Source organism: Pseudomonas sp. AC016, from assembly GCF_979253365.1.
Map to the genome: position 1 here is coordinate 5,579,937 of NZ_CEEDCC010000001.1, position 16,010 is coordinate 5,595,946.

At 60.5% G+C, this 16,010-nt stretch carries 16 protein-coding genes; 7 read left to right on the forward strand and 9 right to left on the reverse strand.

All coding sequences use genetic code 11. The annotated features are described in order from the left end of the window. Nucleotides 1–318 precede the first annotated feature (318 nt). The 4 genes from AC0IXS_RS25090 (at nucleotide 319) to AC0IXS_RS25105 (ending at nucleotide 3,013) form a co-directional block, all read left to right on the forward strand. Entirely contained in the window at nucleotides 319–1,251 is a 933-nt protein-coding gene (locus AC0IXS_RS25090) for a 2-hydroxyacid dehydrogenase (RefSeq protein ID WP_471825972.1), read from the forward strand. A gap of 109 nt (nucleotides 1,252–1,360) precedes the next feature. Continuing rightward, entirely contained in the window at nucleotides 1,361–2,083 is a 723-nt protein-coding gene (locus AC0IXS_RS25095; RefSeq protein ID WP_471825975.1) for a CTP synthase C-terminal region-related (seleno)protein, read from the forward strand. After that, nucleotides 2,080–2,400 (forward strand): antibiotic biosynthesis monooxygenase family protein, encoded by a 321-nt coding sequence (locus AC0IXS_RS25100; RefSeq protein ID WP_025995610.1) that lies wholly within the window; start codon nucleotides 2,080–2,082, stop codon nucleotides 2,398–2,400. Before AC0IXS_RS25095 ends, AC0IXS_RS25100 begins: the two co-directional genes overlap by 4 nt. Before the next feature lie 121 nt (nucleotides 2,401–2,521). Beyond that, nucleotides 2,522–3,013 carry a MarR family winged helix-turn-helix transcriptional regulator gene (locus AC0IXS_RS25105; protein WP_471825977.1) on the forward strand — a complete coding sequence of 164 codons (492 nt, stop codon included), beginning with the start codon at nucleotides 2,522–2,524 and terminating at the stop codon, nucleotides 3,011–3,013. Between the two features lie 16 nt (nucleotides 3,014–3,029). On the opposite strand, the gene AC0IXS_RS25110 is transcribed toward AC0IXS_RS25105, so the two are convergent. The 3 genes from AC0IXS_RS25110 to AC0IXS_RS25120 all read right to left on the reverse strand — a co-directional run bounded on the left by AC0IXS_RS25110 (nucleotide 3,030) and on the right by AC0IXS_RS25120 (nucleotide 6,093). After that, entirely contained in the window at nucleotides 3,030–4,448 is a 1,419-nt protein-coding gene (locus AC0IXS_RS25110; protein ID WP_029241263.1) for a short-chain fatty acid transporter, read from the reverse strand. Nucleotides 4,449–4,675: 227 nt separating this feature from the next. Next, a complete protein-coding gene (locus tag AC0IXS_RS25115; protein ID WP_471825980.1) occupies nucleotides 4,676–5,332 on the reverse strand; it encodes a CoA transferase subunit B in 657 nt (218 codons plus the stop codon). 59 nt (nucleotides 5,333–5,391) lie between these two features. Then, complete coding sequence (locus tag AC0IXS_RS25120; RefSeq protein ID WP_025994722.1) at nucleotides 5,392–6,093, reverse strand: CoA transferase subunit A; 702 nt, start codon at nucleotides 6,091–6,093, stop codon at nucleotides 5,392–5,394. A gap of 126 nt (nucleotides 6,094–6,219) precedes the next feature. Here AC0IXS_RS25120 and AC0IXS_RS25125 point away from each other — a divergent pair, with 126 nt between their 5' ends. The 3 genes from AC0IXS_RS25125 (at nucleotide 6,220) to AC0IXS_RS25135 (ending at nucleotide 8,236) form a co-directional block, all read left to right on the forward strand. Beyond that, complete coding sequence (locus AC0IXS_RS25125) at nucleotides 6,220–7,113, forward strand: LysR family transcriptional regulator (RefSeq protein WP_004887059.1); 894 nt, start codon at nucleotides 6,220–6,222, stop codon at nucleotides 7,111–7,113. Between the two features lie 98 nt (nucleotides 7,114–7,211). Further along, the gene (locus AC0IXS_RS25130; protein WP_004887062.1) at nucleotides 7,212–7,493 is read left to right on the forward strand and encodes a hypothetical protein; all 282 of its coding nucleotides are present in this window, start codon (nucleotides 7,212–7,214) and stop codon (nucleotides 7,491–7,493) included. Nucleotides 7,494–7,627: 134 nt separating this feature from the next. Beyond that, nucleotides 7,628–8,236, forward strand: a complete 609-nt coding sequence (locus AC0IXS_RS25135) for a LysE family translocator (protein WP_057409741.1) — start codon at nucleotides 7,628–7,630, stop codon at nucleotides 8,234–8,236. A gap of 223 nt (nucleotides 8,237–8,459) precedes the next feature. Here the strand turns inward: AC0IXS_RS25135 and ssuE are convergent, their stop codons facing one another. The 6 genes from ssuE to AC0IXS_RS25165 form a co-directional block, all read right to left on the reverse strand. Then, on the reverse strand, nucleotides 8,460–9,041 hold the full coding sequence (ssuE, locus tag AC0IXS_RS25140; protein ID WP_057409643.1) for an NADPH-dependent FMN reductase: 582 nt from the start codon (nucleotides 9,039–9,041) through the stop codon (nucleotides 8,460–8,462). A 472-nt stretch (nucleotides 9,042–9,513) separates the two neighbouring features. Next, complete coding sequence (locus tag AC0IXS_RS25145) at nucleotides 9,514–10,602, reverse strand: polysaccharide biosynthesis/export family protein (RefSeq protein ID WP_122410370.1); 1,089 nt, start codon at nucleotides 10,600–10,602, stop codon at nucleotides 9,514–9,516. Nucleotides 10,603–10,765: 163 nt separating this feature from the next. Then, the gene (locus AC0IXS_RS25150; RefSeq protein WP_122689908.1) at nucleotides 10,766–12,175 is read right to left on the reverse strand and encodes an undecaprenyl-phosphate glucose phosphotransferase; all 1,410 of its coding nucleotides are present in this window, start codon (nucleotides 12,173–12,175) and stop codon (nucleotides 10,766–10,768) included. 12 nt (nucleotides 12,176–12,187) lie between these two features. Then, complete coding sequence (locus AC0IXS_RS25155) at nucleotides 12,188–13,408, reverse strand: glycosyltransferase family 4 protein (RefSeq protein ID WP_057409640.1); 1,221 nt, start codon at nucleotides 13,406–13,408, stop codon at nucleotides 12,188–12,190. 73 nt (nucleotides 13,409–13,481) lie between these two features. Beyond that, on the reverse strand, nucleotides 13,482–14,597 hold the full coding sequence (locus AC0IXS_RS25160) for a glycosyltransferase family 4 protein (protein ID WP_057409639.1): 1,116 nt from the start codon (nucleotides 14,595–14,597) through the stop codon (nucleotides 13,482–13,484). 18 nt (nucleotides 14,598–14,615) lie between these two features. Further along, complete coding sequence (locus AC0IXS_RS25165; protein WP_471825985.1) at nucleotides 14,616–15,992, reverse strand: hypothetical protein; 1,377 nt, start codon at nucleotides 15,990–15,992, stop codon at nucleotides 14,616–14,618. Nucleotides 15,993–16,010 lie beyond the last annotated feature (18 nt).

The window sequence follows — 16,010 nt, forward strand, 5'->3', positions numbered from 1 at the left end:
CTGATGATTCCTAAATGGAGAAAACAGTTGATCGCCTCGTACCGTTCGACAGAGGCGCACCCTGAAGCATTAACAACATCGCTTTCGATACGGCAAGTGGAGTGTCGTTCCCGGTTGCACGATGTCGTCCTGAATGTCATTGACGGCACCCAACGATAGCGCAACGTCATCGCTGCATGGCGCACTACGGCTGGCGCACAGTCTGTGCGCCGAATGAGACGGCTGTATGAACGCAGGCTGCGTATTCGGAAAATGTCACTCCTCAAGCGCGTCGACTCGGGTTACTGTCAGGGTTTTGATCATCAGGCAGGAGTGGGCATGACAACGGTATTGGTGCTGGTCGAGAATCTGGATACCTATCTGCCGATTCTGGAAAATAGTGGTTTCGAGCTGATTCGCGCACCGACAGCCGAGCAGCGCGCCGAAGCGATTGCCGCACACAGGCCTGCCATCAGCGCAGTCGTGACGCGTGGCCCGCTGGGCTTCTTCGCCCAAGAGATGGATGCCTTGCCCAACCTGCGCATCATCTGCGTGAGCGGCGCGGGGTATGAAAAGGTCGACCTGCCAGCGGCCGAAGCACGTGGCATCACTGTCACCAACGGCGCCGGGGTGAATGCGTCCACCGTGGCCGATCATGCGCTGGCGCTGCTGCTTTCGCTGGTGCGTGACATTCCCCAGGCTGACGCCTCGGTGCGCCGCAGCGAATGGCGCAAGGTGGTGCGTCCTTCGCTGGCGGGCAAGCGTCTGGGCATCATCGGGCTGGGCGCGGTCGGGCTGGCGATTGCCCGGCGCGCTGCGGCTTTCGACATCGGCATCGGTTATCACAATCGCAAGGCGCGGTCCGACTGCGATTACACCTGGCACGCCTCGGTGCAGGCGCTGGCCGAAGCGTCGGACGTTCTGGTCATCGCCACGCCGGGCGGCAGCAGCACCCAACATCTGGTGGACGCCTCGGTGCTGGCGGCATTGGGGCCGCAGGGTTTTCTGGTCAATATCGCCCGCGCCAGTGTCGTCGACACAGACGCTCTGGTAGCGGCACTGCGTGAGCAGAAGATTGCTGGAGCGGCACTGGATGTATTCGACGACGAGCCGCGCGTACCCGACGTGTTCAAGACCCTGGACAATGTAGTGTTGACGCCACACGTGGCAGGCCTGTCGCCCGAGGCCTCCAAAGACAGCGTGCAGATGGTCAATGACAACCTGCTGGCCTTCTTCGCTGGCAAGCCGGTGCTGACGCCTGTTCACAGCTGAAAAGTCGTGCGTGGCTGCACGGATGGCTTGCCTGATCGCCCATTCTGCTTGCGCTGATGCCTGTCTATAGTCCTGCCCATAATGCATGACATCGACAAGGGAGCAGGGCATGGACGTAGTGAACGGGGCAGGCAAAATCGTGCGAATCGGTCTGGTAGGAGACTTCAATACGCAATTCGCGGCGCATCAGGCGATACCTCAGGCCTTGCAGATGGCGGGCGAAGCGTTACAGGTGAAGGTCGAGGCAGAATGGTTGCCAACGCCTGAGATTGGAAATGGAGAGCGGCTGACAGCGTTCGACGGCCTGTGGTGCGTGCCGGGCAGCCCTTATCTGGACATGCAGGGCGCGATGACGGCGATTCGTCTGGCGCGCGAACAGCACATTCCGTTTCTTGGTACCTGCGGCGGTTTTCAGCATGCGTTGCTGGAGTTTGCCCGCAACGGTCTGGGCTGGAGCGATGCCGAACACGCTGAATCGGCCCCTGACGCCCCGAATGCGATCATTGCGCCGCTGAGCTGCTCACTGGTCGATGCACTTTCGTCGATTCATCTGTTGCCGGACACATTGATTGCCCGGGCCTACGGCAGGCTGGAAATAGAGGAGCGTTATCACTGTCGTTACGGCCTGCTGCGTGGGCTGGAACAGCAGGTTTTCGGCGCTGCGATGAAAATCAGCGGGCGAGGTCCGGAAGGTGAAGTGCGCAGCATGGAGCTGGAAGGCCATCCGTTTTTCGTCGCCACGTTGTTTCAGCCCGAGCGCGCCGCGTTGCTGGGCAGGACGCCAGCGCTGGTCAAGGCGTTCGTTCAGGCGTGCAGGGGTAACGCCCGATGATCGCCTCGCGTTTCCCCACGCCTTATTACGCGGTGGTGTTTACATCACTGCGCAGTGCTGATGACGGGCAGGATTATGGTGCGGCCGCGCACCGGATGATCGAACTGGCCCGGCAACAGCCCGGGTTTCTCGGGGTGGAGTCGGCGCGTGACGAAACCGGCCTGGGCATTACCGTGTCGTACTGGGCTGATGAGCCCGCGATTCGAGCCTGGAAGGCTCATGCCGAGCATGCCGAGGTGCGCGAACAGGGCCGCACTCGCTGGTATCAGGCGTTCACGACGCGGGTGTGCAAGGTCGAGCGCGACTATTCGTTCTGAAGCGATTCAATCTGATACGGCGCAGCGCTGCGTAAAGACGCTGAATCAGTGAATGCGACCCAAGGTGCTGTTTCAATTTGCGGGGATATGCCAGCATTGGGCTCTCAACACGGGAGCCCTTATGAATCACGACCTGACCCCGAACGGCACGCTACGCATTCCGGAAGGCCTGGATGTTCCCGCGCAGGTGATCTGCCATGCCACCAGTCTGCGCAGGGCGAGCCGACGTATCTGTCAGCTGTACGACGCCGTCATGGCGCCGTGCGGCCTGCGTTCTACGCAACGCTCGATCCTGATGCAGATCGCCCGCAATCAGGCGCCGACCATGACCGAACTGGCAACGATTCTGGTCATTGACCGCTCAGCGCTGGCGCAGAATCTCAAGCCACTGGAGCGTGAAGGGCTGGTGTCGGTGGATGTCGACCCGAACGACAAGCGCAGCCGTCTGGTACGCCTGACGCAGGCCGGTGTCGAGAAACTGCTGGAATCCCAGACGTTGTGGGAACAGGCCCAGCGCTCTTATGAAACTGCGTTGGGACCCGAACTGGCACTGGAACTGCGCACCTTGCTGGCGCAGGTTGCAGCGGCCGACTATGGCTACGAGTGCGCGTAAGTCGGCCTGTCTGCTGTCAGGGCATGACCGGTGGCGTGTAGGTCAGTGTCGTGCCCAGCGCCCACAGCAGGAACAGCACCAGCGGCGCATGAACCAGCAACTGCACGAACGAAAAGCCGATCAGATCCCGTGCCTTCAGACCCAGCACGCCCAGCAGCGGCAGCATGTAGAACGGGTTGATCAGGTTCGGCAAGGCTTCGGCGGCGTTGTAAATCTGCACCGCCCAGCCCAGGTGATACTGCAGTTCATTGGCGACCTGCATCACGTAAGGCGCCTCGATGATCCACTTGCCGCCGCCCGACGGGATGAAGAACCCGAGGACTGCCGAGTACACGCCCATCAATATGGCGTAGGTGTCGTGGGACGCGATGCTGGTGAAGAACGTCGAGATGTAATGCGCCAGTGTCTGCGCATCGCCACCCTTGACCGTGGTCAGCAGTGCGGCAATCGAGCCGTACAGCGGAAACTGGATCAGCACGCCGGTGGTGGTTGGTACTGCTCGCGCCACGGCATCCAGAAAGCTGCGTGGCCGCCAGTGCAGCAGCGCACCGAGCATGATGAACAGAAAGTTGTAGGTGTTCAGCCCGGAAATTGCGGTGATCGCAGGTTTTGTCGAGAACTCGTTGAACAGCCATCCTGCGCCCAACAGCACCATCAGAATGATCAGCAGCGGGCTGTATTCCAGCCATTCACCGGGACGTGAGCGGGCAGGCAGCGGTGGCAGGTTGAAGGCCGGGTCCACGCCGCAGGCCTTTGCGTCACGGGCGCTGTTCGGGCCGGGCGCGGTGGCGTAGGCGACGATCAGGGAAATGACCACCAGCGCCGCCAGCATCACGCCGGACTGCCAGAGGAAAATGGTTTCAGTGAAAGGAATGACGCCGGTGATTGCCAGGATCGACGGTGGCAGGCTGGCCGGGTTGGCCTGCAACTGTGCTGCCGAAGAAGACAAACCCAGTGCCCAGACTGCGCCGAGCCCCAAATAGGCTGCTGCACCGGCTGCGCGATAGTCCATGCGCAGATCGGTGCGACGGGCGAGGGCGCGTACCAGCAGACCGCCGAACACCAGGGAAAGGCCCCAGTTGAGCAACGACGCGAGCATTGAAATCAGTGCGACCCAGGCGACTGCCGAACGGCCATTGCGCGGGATGCGCGCCAGTCGGTCGATCAGCCTGACCGCAGGCGGCGAACTGGCCACCACATAGCCGCCGATCACGACGAAAGCCATCTGCATGGTGAACGGGATCAGGCTCCAGAATCCGTCACCGAACGCCTTGGCCGCTTCGGCAGGTCTTGCGCCGATGGCCAGCGTTGCCAGGGTAACGATCACCACCGCCAGTGCGGCGAAGACCCAGGAGTCGGGGAACCAGCGTTCAGCCCATGCGGCGCAGCGCAGGGCAAATCGGGCGGAGCGGCTTTCTTCGAGGTTGGCGGCCATCTGAGGGCGTCCTGTTGTCATTATTATTGGATGTTTTTTGGAGGGATGCGACGTTAGGTGTGCGCTTGAGAATGTGACGCGGAGCGTCACGGGATGCATGCCCACGCGGAGCGTTGGCACGATCAATTCAGCCTCACATTGATCGTTCCCATGCTCCGCGCGGGAATGCCGTTCAGGACGCTCCGCGTCCGCACCTGATGAGACGCGGATACCTGGCAGTTACACCATCAGAACGTCATCTCGATCACATGATCCGGTACGATCAGTTTGCCGGCGGTCTTGGCGACGATTTCTTCGATGCTGACCCCAGGCGCGCGTTCGCGCAGGATGAACGCGCCGTCTTCGATTTCCAGGTAGGCCAGGTCGGTCAGCACCTTGCGGATGCAACCCGCACCCGTCAGCGGCAGGCTGCAGCGGGGCAGCAGTTTGGATTCGCCGTCCTTGGATGCATGGGTCATGGTCACGATAATGTTGTCGGCACCGGCCACCAGATCCATCGCGCCGCCCATGCCCTTGACCAGCTTGCCGGGGATCATCCAGGAGGCGATGTTGCCTTCGACATCCACCTCGAAAGCGCCCAGCACCGTAAGGTCCACATGGCCGCCACGGATCATGGCGAAGGACTCGGCGGACGAAAAAATCGATGCGCCGATGCGTGCCGTTACGGTCTGCTTGCCAGCGTTGATCATGTCGGCGTCGATGGTGTCTTCGGTGGGGAATTCGCCCATGCCCAGCAGGCCGTTTTCCGATTGCAGCATGACGTCGATGTCCGTCGGGACATAGTTGGCGACCAGCGTCGGAATGCCGATCCCCAGATTCACGTAATAGCCGTCCTTGAGTTCGCGGGCGACGCGCTGAGCCATTTGTTCGCGGGAAAGTGCCATGGTCTGAATTCTCTTTGTTGTTGTGTGCCGATTCCTGCTTCGTGAAGCGCCTGTTGCCCTCAGGATTTTCTGAGGGTGCGCTGCTCGATGCGTTTTTCGAAAGTGCCCTGGATCACACGGTCGACATAAATGCCGGGGGTGTGGATCTGGGTCGGCAACAGCACGCCGGGTTCGACGATTTCCTCGACTTCGACCACGGTGATCCTGCCTGCGGTGGCGACCACGGGGTTGAAGTTCTGCGCGGTATGACGATAGATCACGTTGCCGAAATGGTCAGCCTTCCAGCCCTTGATCAACGCAAAATCGCCGGTGATGGCTTCTTCGAGGATCACATTGCGGCCATTGAACTGGCGGGTTTCCTTGCCTTCAGCAATGGGTGTGCCGTAACCGGTGGCGGTGTAGAACGCCGGAATACCTGCGCCGCCCGCGCGGAGTTTTTCGGCAAGGGTGCCTTGCGGGGTCAGTTCGACTTCCAGTTCGCCGCTCAGCAACTGGCGTTCGAACAGGGCGTTCTCGCCCACGTAGGAGGAAATCATCTTTCTGATCTGGCGGTCTTCGAGCAGGATGCCCAGACCGAAACCATCGACGCCGCAGTTATTGGAAACGACCGTGAGGCCCTTGATGCCCATGCGCTTGATCTGCGCGATCAGATTTTCCGGGATGCCGCACAGGCCAAAGCCGCCACAGAGCACAGTCATGTTGTCGGTCAGGCCAGCGAGGGCCTCTTCGTAAGTTGCCACTCGCTTGTCGAGTCCAGCCATGATGATCCGCCTTTTATAGTTGTGACCGGCACGTGTTGCCGGAGGATCGGGTTGATTGCATCTTCTCTCGGCTGCAATGATTTGTTAATTTTGTTTTTCTGATCGATTGATAAGAAAGATAAATATATGAACGTGAAGCAGCTTCGCGCTTTCCTGGCCGTGGCGCAGTACCTGAGTTTTGCGCAGGCGGGCGAGCGGCTGAACCTGTCCCAACCGGCCCTGAGCCTGACGATCAAAAGTCTGGAGGAAGACCTTGGCGGCCAGTTGCTCACGCGCACCACGCGCAATGTCAGCCTGACGCCCGAGGGCGAGACGCTGTTGCCGCTGGCACGCCAACTGATGGCTGACTGGGACAATACCGAAGAATTGCTGCGCCAGCGTTTCACCTTGCAGATGGGACGCGTGTCCATCGCGGCCATGCCGTCGTTCGCAGGCAACCTCCTGCCCGGTGCCTTGAAGACCTTTCGAGGCCGCTATCCTCGGGTCAACGTGGCGGTGCATGACGTGGTCAACGAACAGGTCCTGGAAATGGTGCGCCATCGCCGGGTCGAGCTGGGCATCGGTTTCGAGCCGGAATCGAGCAACGCGCTGTCGTTCACGCCGTTCTACATGGATCGATTCGTGGCCGTGGTCTCCACGGAATCGCCGCTGGCCGGACGCGCTGAAGTGTCATGGGCCGAGCTGTTGAACGAGGACTTCATCGCCCTGCAGCGCCCGTCAGCCGTGCGCCTGCTGCTGGAGCACGCCATTGAGTCGCGACATGGCAGGCTGTCAGTGGCGTTCGAGAGTCATCAATTGTCGACCATCGGGCGCATGGTCGCCAACGGTCTGGGTGTCAGCGCGGTGCCTTCGCTGTGCATTGAACAGATGCAGGAGCTTGGCGCGTGTTGCGTGCCGCTGGTGGAACCGCGTATCGAGCGGCGTATCGGGTTGATGATGCTGGCTGATCACAAGCTGTCGGCAGCGGCTCAGGCCTTGCGCGAGGTGTTGATCGAGCATGCCCGTGAACAGGGGGCGTGAAAGTCGATAGCCACTATCACGGCAGTTGATTTTTGCCGTGAAGGGCCGGGGCGTAACCTTGCTTCATTCCCGAAATGAAGCCAGCCTGGAGGCCCGCCATGAACCGTTTACTTGCCCTTGCTCTTGTTCTGTCATTCACCGTCGCACTGGTCTCCGGTTGCTCGACTCACCATGCGGTCGAATTGCGCCCCTACTCGGTCGAAGAGAGCCATCAACTGGCGATGGAAGACCTGAATCGTCGTGGTCTGTCCTTTGAAGAGTATGAGGCGCGCAAGGCCCAGCTCCTTGCAGACCCGCAGATCCAGCAGGTTCGTCAGTTCGACAATCAGGGTGAAATCAGCGTTGATCGCGGCACACTGAGCCAGAATCCTCAGGGATAACAGTCAGGGCCCGAACTAGAACTCTGTTCAAACTGTATGGTAAGAAACTTCGTTTAACTGTCCATGTGTTTGCTGTCGATCTTTCGATAGGGTGAGTACCCGACTCACAGCTTCACAGACACCTGGATCGCGTCATGCCGTTCTCTCTGGATCTACTGCTGGCCTTTGCGCTGTTTGCCTTCGTCACTTCGGTGACCCCCGGCCCCAACAACATGATGTTACTGGCTTCGGGCGTCAACTTCGGTTTCGGCCGGACGCTGCCACACATGCTGGGCATCAGCATCGGTTTCTTCGTTCTGGTCCTGGCGGTGGGTTTTGGTCTGGGCAGCGTGTTCAAGGCCTGGCCGACGCTCTACACCCTGTTGCGATACATGGGCGCTGCCTATCTGCTTTATCTGGCCTGGAAAATCGCCACCTCCGGCCCGGCCTCCGACTCCAGCGAAAGCCGCGGCGAGCCGATGAGCTTCATGGGCGCGGCACTGTTCCAGTGGGTCAACCCCAAGGCCTGGATCATGGCGATTGGCGCGATCAGTACTTACACGCCGATGCAGGGCTACTTCACCAACGTGGTCATCATCTCGGGCGTATTCGCCTTGATCAACCTGCCAAGCGTCGGCATCTGGGCCGGCTTCGGCAGCCTGCTGCGCAACGTACTGCGCGATCCTGTCGGACTGCGGATCTTCAATGGCGCGATGGCTGCGTTGCTGGTGGCGTCGTTGTATCCACTGTTCATCGAGCATTGAGCCTGCTCTGAATTGCCCGCAGTTGCTGATCGTTCCCAGAGTCCGTGGTCGCAGTGAGTGAGCACAAGCATGGGCATGATCGGCGTGCTTGAGATCACGCTGATCGTTCCTACGCTCCGCGTGGGAATGCCGCTCAGGGCGCTCCGTGTCCGCGCTCGAATGGGACGCAGAATGAAGGCCTCCCACCGTCCTGTGTTGTGCTGCGAGAGAAAAAATCAGCCCATCACAACGCCAGCTGCAAATGCCCACCCGCCGCCTTGTGCCGTGCCTGAAGCCGGTGTTGCAGGCTCAGGTAAAAGTGCTCGAGCCCTTCGTTCAGGCGCTCGGTGAGGACTTCGTCCAGCGTGCCGCCTTCCTCGTTGTCGCCATAAGTGATCTGGGTATCGATGGCGAAGATGCCGTGCAGCACTTCCTGGGATTTGAGCGCTGACAGCACAGGCTTCAAGGCGTAATCCACCGCCAGCATATGCGCGATGCTGCCGCCGGTTGCCAGTGGCAAGACCACCTTGCCGTGCAGGGCGCGCTCGGGCAGAAGGTCGAGCAGGGTTTTCAGCGCGCCGGAAAACGAGGCCTTGTAGACCGGCGTGCCGATCAGCAGACCATCGGCCTGCCGGACCGCTTCGACAAATTCCAGTACTTGCGGACTGTCGAATTTCGCGAACAGCAAATCTTCGGCGTTGAAGTCACGAATGCGCAACGTGGTCACACCGACGCCGTGGCTTTGCAACCAGCGGCCAGCGTGAGCCAGCACAACGCCTGAACGGGATTTTGGGGAGGGACTGCCTGACAGTGAAACAACGAGCATGCGGGAATTCCTTGCGATAAGCGTAAGGCTGTAAAGCAGCTTGTGTGCCAGCGCGCTGTGCAGTGGCTTATGCCCCTGAAACGCTGGGCCGATGGTCTTTTCCTCTTGAAAGCGCCCCGTGCACTGGCTGCTGAAAAGCCGGGCAACTGTTGAACAGCTGTTGCGCCAGCAACACTTAAGGTGACTTGAACCCAGTGCCTGGATTCAATGAATCCGCAGTCTGTGACATGTGTGACGCGGAGCGTCACGGGCTGCATGCCGACGCAGAGCATCGGCACGATCAGGTCGCAGGCCATTGATGATCGTTCCCACGCTCCAGCGTGGTAACGCCGCCCAGGACGCTCCGCGTCCGCTCTTGAACACTCACGCAGAGCATCGGCACGATCACTGTCAACACTACAAAAAGCCAAACCGCAGGCAAAAAAATCCCTGCAACCGAAGTGGCAGGGAGAAGGTTTGAACGTCGAGCAGATCAGTTACGGAAGGCGGCCCCGGTCTGTACCACGCTGGCCGAGCCGAGCAGTTGGCTGATGAAGCGACTCCACCGCGTGATGTTGGCCGGACCTACGAACACCACATCCTGAGCCTTGAGTTCGAACTGTCCGGCCAGCAGGTAGGCCGTAGGCTTCTTGGCGTTCAGGTGATACACGGTGGACGGTGCATTGGCGAAGTTCTCTGCGCCGCGGATCACATACACCGCGTCGCCATCAGCGCTGTCCGGACTCAGGCCGCCGGAATTGCCCAGCGCCTCGAGCAGGGTCACGTTGGTGGTGGCAAACGAAATCACCTGCGGATTACGCACTTCACCCAACACATAGATCTTGTTCTTGGAGGCGCTGTTGAGGTGCAGGTAGTCGCCATCCTTGAGGAAGACCTTGCTGAGTTGCGAGCCTTTGCGGTTCAGCGAGTCGATGTCGATCAGGTAATCACGGCCATCACGGCGCAGCGTCAGGCCTGCCAGGTTGGCGTCGGTCAGGTCGATGCCTGCGACGCTGATGGCCTGCACCAGGCTCAAAGGAATGTTGGTGATCGACTGCGGGCCAGGGCTTTTGAACGAGCCGGACAGCAGCACGCGCTGGCTGTTGTAGCGCAGCACTTTTACGTCGACCTTGACCTCGGTGTACTGCGGCGCAAGGCCCATGCGCAGTTGTTCCCGAATCTGGCTGACGGTCCTGCCGCCCGCGCGGATCCTGCCGACGTACGGGAAAAACAGTGTGCCGTCGCTCAGCACCTCGCGGGTGTTGGCGTCGAGTTGATCCTGCGAACCGGGCGCGGTCAGCTCGGGGTGTTCGAAGACGGTCACCAGCAGCGTATCGCCAGGCCCGACAATGTATTCCGGGGTCTTGTAATTCAACAATTCGGCAGGTAAAGCCTTGGCGTCCGTAGCGGTGTTCTGCTGCTGTTGCTGCAGGGTTTTCGGGCTGATATCGACCAGTTGCGCCTTGGGTTCGTCCGGGTCGCTGGTGGTGACATCGCCGGGTGTCATGTGTTGGCCGGGAGCGAATACGCACCCCTGCAGGATCAGGGAGGAGAGCAGCAGGACAGCCAGGCTTCGATTCATGGGTGTGTTCCTTCGTGAAGGTGCGTCTTGCACCTGAATGATTTCGTTACGTCCATTTCCACTACCGGCAGCAGCACCGGTCCACGTCGTGATCGTTTTTAGCGCGCGCACATACCTCCCTCCGGGCAAAGGCTGCCGGAGCCGTCGTCTAGTCAATGGAATGTCAGAAGGCGTTCTTGTTGAAGAAGCCCTTGAACAGCGTCAGCAGAATGATTTTCAGGTCCAGCCAGATCGACCAGTGCTCGATGTATTCCAGATCGAACTCGACCCGTTTGCGCATCTTGTCCAGCGTGTCGGTCTCGCCACGCCAGCCGTTGATTTGCGCCCAGCCGGTGATGCCCGGCTTGACCTTGTGGCGCAACATGTAACCGCTGACCTGCCTGCGGTACTGCTCGTTGTGGGCCACGGCATGCGGACGCGGGCCGACGATGGACATGTCGCCGCGCAGCACATTGAAAAACTGCGGTAGTTCGTCCAGCGACGTGCGGCGCAGGAACGCACCCAGCGGCGTGATTCGTGTGTCATTGCGTGTGGCCTGGCGCACCACGTCGCCATTTTCCTGAACGTTCATGCTGCGGAATTTCCAGACCATGATGGGTCGGCCGTCCAGCCCGTAACGGCGCTGGCGAAACAGCACCGGGCCTTTCGACGTCAGCTTGATGGCCAGGGCGATCAACAACAGTGGAACTGCGATCAGCACCAGAATCAGACTGGACAGCAGGATGTCTTCAGCACGCTTGACCACGCTCCAGGCGCCGTCCATGGGCGAGTCAAAAATGCTGATGCTGGCCAGCCCGTTGATGCTTTCGCTGCGCGCATGCAACAGCTCGAACATGAACACGTCGGGTATCAGGTACACCGAGGCGGTGGTGTCACTGAGGCCGGTGATCAGTTCGCGCAGGTGCGGTTCGGCACTGAACGCCAGAGTGATGTACACCTTGTCGATCCGGCCCTGACGGGCGTCCTCGACCAGTTGCTCGAGATCGCCGAGCACCGGCACACGTCTGCCAGTGGCACTCAGGTTCATCTGCTGCGGATTCGAGTCGTAGAAGCCCAGCAGATTCAGGCCCATCCAGGGCGCGCTGGAAATCGACTGGGCCAGCCGCTCGCCGACCTGACCGGTGCCGACAATCGCCACACGGCGGGTGTTGAACCCGTGGCGTCGCAGGCTGTGCAACAGCAGGCGGATCAGCAGGCGATAACCACACAGGATCGCCAGCACCAGCGCGAACCAGGTCATCTGCCCGTCATCCGGCAGGTTGTCCCGGTTGAGCAGCAGATAATCCACCGACAACAGACTGATGAAGGTCAGCGCCCAGTAATTGAACACCTTGGTCAGCTCGCGCAGGATGCGCTCGCCGCGCCAGGAGCCGTAAAGCTGGTGGTACTCGCCGACCCAATGAAACACCAGTACAGCCAGAATGATATGCAGCCAGGCCTCGGTGCTGTCGATCATTGCCAGTCGGCTTTGGCAGTACCCGATCAGTACGATGACTGCCAGATCCAGCAGGCGGTGGGCGACCGACAGCGCTGACTGATGGGCATGCAGAATGCCGCGAACGGAGGTGCGCATGACGGTGCTCGCTCAAACGGATTTGATGGGAACGACTCGGGACGGCAACTCGCTGGCAAGACTCTGCGAGGTCTGGGGTGTCCAGGGCTGCGCGGGCAGGCGGGACAGGTGCGCGGCGGCCAGGTGGTCGTCGACGAAGGCTTTGACTTCCTGCTCGAAGCGGGCGATAGAGAACCGCTCGGCGTTGGCGCGACAGGCCTGTACGGTGATTCGCGCCTGCGCGCTTTCGAACTCGTTGACCGCTGCGATCAGTGATTCAACCGTCTGCTGCGGATAGAACACCCCGGTGGGATGTGGATGATCCAGCCCGCGAACGGTTTCCAGTGCACCGCCCTTGCCGAAGGCGATCACCGGTGTGCCGCAGGCCTGGGCTTCCACCGGGCTGATGCCGAAATCCTCTTCGGCCGCGAACACGAAGGCTTTTGCCGTGCGCATGTGTTCGATCAGGACGCTCGCCGGCTGGAAACCCATCAGCGTAATGTTGGGTGCCCGGCTCGCGATGGCCTGCGCCTTGGCCAGGTCAGGCCCGTCGCCGATCATGATCAGACGTTTGTCCGGCATGGCAGCGAAGGCTTCGACAATCATCGGCATGCGCTTGTAGGGCACCATGCGCGAGGCGGTGAAATAGAAGTCGCCACGCGTGCCGTTGGCGGTGAAGCCGAGGGTATCAACCGGTGGATAGATGACCGTCGATTCGCGTCGATACGCCTTGCAGATGCGCGCGCCGATAAACCCCGAGTTGGCAATGAACGCGTCCACACCGGCCGAGGTGCGCTGGTCCCACAGGCGGATGTAATGCAGTATCAGCCGCGCCAGTCGGCCCTTGATGCCGGTGTTCAACCCCGCTTCGCGCAGGTACTGGTGTTGCAGGTCCCAGGCATAACGAATCGGTGAATGGATGTAGCTGATGTGCAATTGATCCGGCCCGCTCAGCACGCCCTTGGCCACGGCATGGCTGCTGCTGATGATCAGGTCGTAACCGGACAGATCCAGTTGCTCGATGGCCAGCGGCATCAGGGGCAGATAGCGCTGGTAGCGTTTTCTCGCGTTTGGCAGGTTCTGGATGAACGTGGTGGTGGCGACCTTGCCGTGCAAGTGAGCGCGGTCCTCATCACTCAGAAAATCGATCACGGCAAACAGATCTGCTTCGGGCCAGATATTGATCAGTGAAGCCAGCACACGCTCGGCACCGGCGTAGGTCACCAGCCAGTCGTGGACGATCGCAATTCTCATGGAGATTCCTTGCTGTATTCGCTCGCTCTACTGCAGGCGCGACAGGGCGCGTCTTGACGTTGCTGTTATTGGTTCAGGGTTTGCTTGAAGAGGATTCGGGACTGATGCGCTGTTTGCCGAGCAGCGCCGGTTCAGGTTCCATCAAGGCATCGATGCGCTGGGAAAGGCGGTGCGCGGACAATTCCCAGGAAAAGCGTTTCACGTTGTTCAGCCCGTGCAGGCGCAACGCATCGCGCAGCGGGGCGTCGACCAGTACCCGGTGCATGGCCGCCGCCATGTGGCTGACGTCCAGCGGATCGAAATACAGCGCACTGGCCTGCAGCACTTCCGGGATTGAGGCAGCGTTGGCGGCCAGTACCGGACAGCCGCACGCCTGGGCTTCCAGCGGCGGTATGCCGAAGCCTTCGTACAAGGACGGAAACACAAACGCGGTCGCACCCTGATACTGCTCGATCAATTCGGCGTCGCTGAGCCGCCCCAGAAACCGAATACGTGGATCACGGCAGGCCAGGCGTTGCAGGTTGGGGTCGGCGAAGATGCCGGTGGCGGCGCCCACAATGTGCAACTGCAGGTCGTTATGATCCCGCAGGCTGAGAAAGGCCTGGATCATGCGGTTGAAGTTCTTGTGCGCGGCGGGCGAGGACACCGCCAGCAGGTATTTCGGGGCATCGGGCTGCACGGGGCATGGCCGGAAGCTGTTGCTCACCGCCGCCGGCACGATCAGCACCCTGTTTTCGGGGAACCCGTAAAACTGCGAGATCTCGCCTCTGGAGAAACTGCTGCTGGTCACCAGGGTCTTGATGCGTGATAGCAGGATCGGGGTGATGGTGCGGTAGGCCAGTCGGAAGAGCCGGGTATAGCTCTGCGGAAAACGTACGTAATTGATGTCGTGGTGGGTGGCGATCTGGTTGCGGTAGAACATCGGGCCGGTGCTGCTGATGGAGATCAGCAGCGGATTTTTCTGCTGCCGCAGGTACAGCGGCAGGTCGATCTGCTCCCAGAGATGACCCTTGTTATGACCGATGCACTGTACGTTCAGCGCTTTGGCACTTTCATGCAGTTTGATGCCGTGAGGCGCGACGAACACCAGATCGCTGCGCAGCTTTTTCAGCGCCATGCAGATCTGCTCGGCATAACGCTGAACGCCACTGACGTCCTGGGTGAGAAACCGTGAATTGATAAAGATCATCTCAAGCATCCTGCAAGGTCATGGTGATGTAGGGTGAATGCGGGTGCTTTTTTGAAGGCCGTGCGACCTTCGATCCCGTTCTTGTTGGGCGAACAGCGCAGGCCTTATGCCCAGGCTGATGATTTTTGGAAATTCGTCGATCCGGACCTGGGCCGAACAGCGGCCGTCGGCGCAGTTCCAGGGCGTATCGGTCTCGAAGCGGCCCTTTTCCGGCCGACCGCTGTCGATCATTTCAACGTTGCCGCGCTGCACGCTGCTGGCTTCGACATGGGTCAGGCGCGCCGCGCCGGTGGTCCAGGCCACCAGAATCTGTTCCTGCCCGCGGTTGAACCTGAGCAGGTAAGTCGAATCCATTTCCTGGCTTCTCTCGGCGTCGTACCGGTAATCCAGCAAGGTCCTGCTGATGGCCTTGAGCGTCGCGTAGGCAGGCTTCGCGCTCAGGTCTTTCCTGAGCAGGCCGAAGTTCTGCTGCGGGTCGTCATTGTCAGTGCCGCTGTCGATCAGTCCGTGCCACCAAAGCCCCTTGATCTCCGGCAGCGTTCGGGCGAGGAAAAAGCTGCGGGCCAGAAAGGCGGCCTGCTGCTGTTCGCTGACGCTGCATTCACTGGTGCCGGTCGGCCAGCCCATCTCGGTCAGGTACAACGGCACCGGACGGGTCGCCAGCGCGCGCAGGTCGGCATTGACCCAGCGCAGCCAGGCAATCCAGCGCTCGGGTGTGTGGCGCTGTTCGGTCCGGCAATACACATACGGATGCAAGGACAGCCCATCCACCTGATTGAGCAGGCCGTTCTGAATCAGTCGCTCGGCGAACCCCAGCTCCATCCCCAGGCTGGTGACGGCGCCGGCCAGAATCGTGACCGGCTTTTTCTGTGCTCTGATGCGGACCACGGTTTCCTCGACCAGCGTGCTGTAGTCCTTCGCCGCCCAGGCATCGACTGGGTTTTCCCGGTCCCACTCGTTCCAGATTTCGTAAAGATCGACCCGGTTGGCCAGTTCCTGTGTGACGAAACTCACGTAGTTGCCGAATGCCTGGCGCACGACGGGATGACGCGGTTTTGCGTGGTTGTCATAAAAGGGGCTGCCGTAACCCAGCATCAGCAGCGGCCTCAAGTGATGCTGGCGAACCCTGTTCAGGTAGGCCTGCCAGAGCGGATCGATGCGCAGAAAACCGCGCCTGGGTTCGACATGGGTCCAGTAGGCACTGTCGCGTACCGAGTTGACGCCTGCGCGCTCCAGCAAATCGAGCGCCTGTGTCGGCAGGCGGTCGCTGCTCATCAGTTGCGTGTCGACGCCGATGATGAATTGTTCCTCGCCCGTGGCGAAAAGGCTGGTGAACAGCCCCAGCAGAAAGACCGTCAATGATCGTCGTCGACGGGGTGCGGGTGGCTTTGACATGTCTTGTCTCAGTCGGGA

What these genes read in the sequence shown, in the direction of transcription:
- AC0IXS_RS25090 (WP_471825972.1), top strand. Translation starts at nt 319, where the DNA reads ATGACAACGGTATTGGTGCTGGTCGAGAATCTGGATACCTATCTGCCG.
- AC0IXS_RS25095 (WP_471825975.1), top strand. Translation starts at nt 1,361, where the DNA reads ATGGACGTAGTGAACGGGGCAGGCAAAATCGTGCGAATCGGTCTGGTA.
- AC0IXS_RS25100 (WP_025995610.1), top strand. Translation starts at nt 2,080, where the DNA reads ATGATCGCCTCGCGTTTCCCCACGCCTTATTACGCGGTGGTGTTTACA.
- AC0IXS_RS25105 (WP_471825977.1), top strand. Translation starts at nt 2,522, where the DNA reads ATGAATCACGACCTGACCCCGAACGGCACGCTACGCATTCCGGAAGGC.
- AC0IXS_RS25110 (WP_029241263.1), bottom strand. Translation starts at nt 4,448, where the DNA reads ATGGCCGCCAACCTCGAAGAAAGCCGCTCCGCCCGATTTGCCCTGCGC.
- AC0IXS_RS25115 (WP_471825980.1), bottom strand. Translation starts at nt 5,332, where the DNA reads ATGGCACTTTCCCGCGAACAAATGGCTCAGCGCGTCGCCCGCGAACTC.
- AC0IXS_RS25120 (WP_025994722.1), bottom strand. Translation starts at nt 6,093, where the DNA reads ATGGCTGGACTCGACAAGCGAGTGGCAACTTACGAAGAGGCCCTCGCT.
- AC0IXS_RS25125 (WP_004887059.1), top strand. Translation starts at nt 6,220, where the DNA reads ATGAACGTGAAGCAGCTTCGCGCTTTCCTGGCCGTGGCGCAGTACCTG.
- AC0IXS_RS25130 (WP_004887062.1), top strand. Translation starts at nt 7,212, where the DNA reads ATGAACCGTTTACTTGCCCTTGCTCTTGTTCTGTCATTCACCGTCGCA.
- AC0IXS_RS25135 (WP_057409741.1), top strand. Translation starts at nt 7,628, where the DNA reads ATGCCGTTCTCTCTGGATCTACTGCTGGCCTTTGCGCTGTTTGCCTTC.
- ssuE (WP_057409643.1), bottom strand. Translation starts at nt 9,041, where the DNA reads ATGCTCGTTGTTTCACTGTCAGGCAGTCCCTCCCCAAAATCCCGTTCA.
- AC0IXS_RS25145 (WP_122410370.1), bottom strand. Translation starts at nt 10,602, where the DNA reads ATGAATCGAAGCCTGGCTGTCCTGCTGCTCTCCTCCCTGATCCTGCAG.
- AC0IXS_RS25150 (WP_122689908.1), bottom strand. Translation starts at nt 12,175, where the DNA reads ATGCGCACCTCCGTTCGCGGCATTCTGCATGCCCATCAGTCAGCGCTG.
- AC0IXS_RS25155 (WP_057409640.1), bottom strand. Translation starts at nt 13,408, where the DNA reads ATGAGAATTGCGATCGTCCACGACTGGCTGGTGACCTACGCCGGTGCC.
- AC0IXS_RS25160 (WP_057409639.1), bottom strand. Translation starts at nt 14,597, where the DNA reads ATGATCTTTATCAATTCACGGTTTCTCACCCAGGACGTCAGTGGCGTT.
- AC0IXS_RS25165 (WP_471825985.1), bottom strand. Translation starts at nt 15,992, where the DNA reads ATGTCAAAGCCACCCGCACCCCGTCGACGACGATCATTGACGGTCTTT.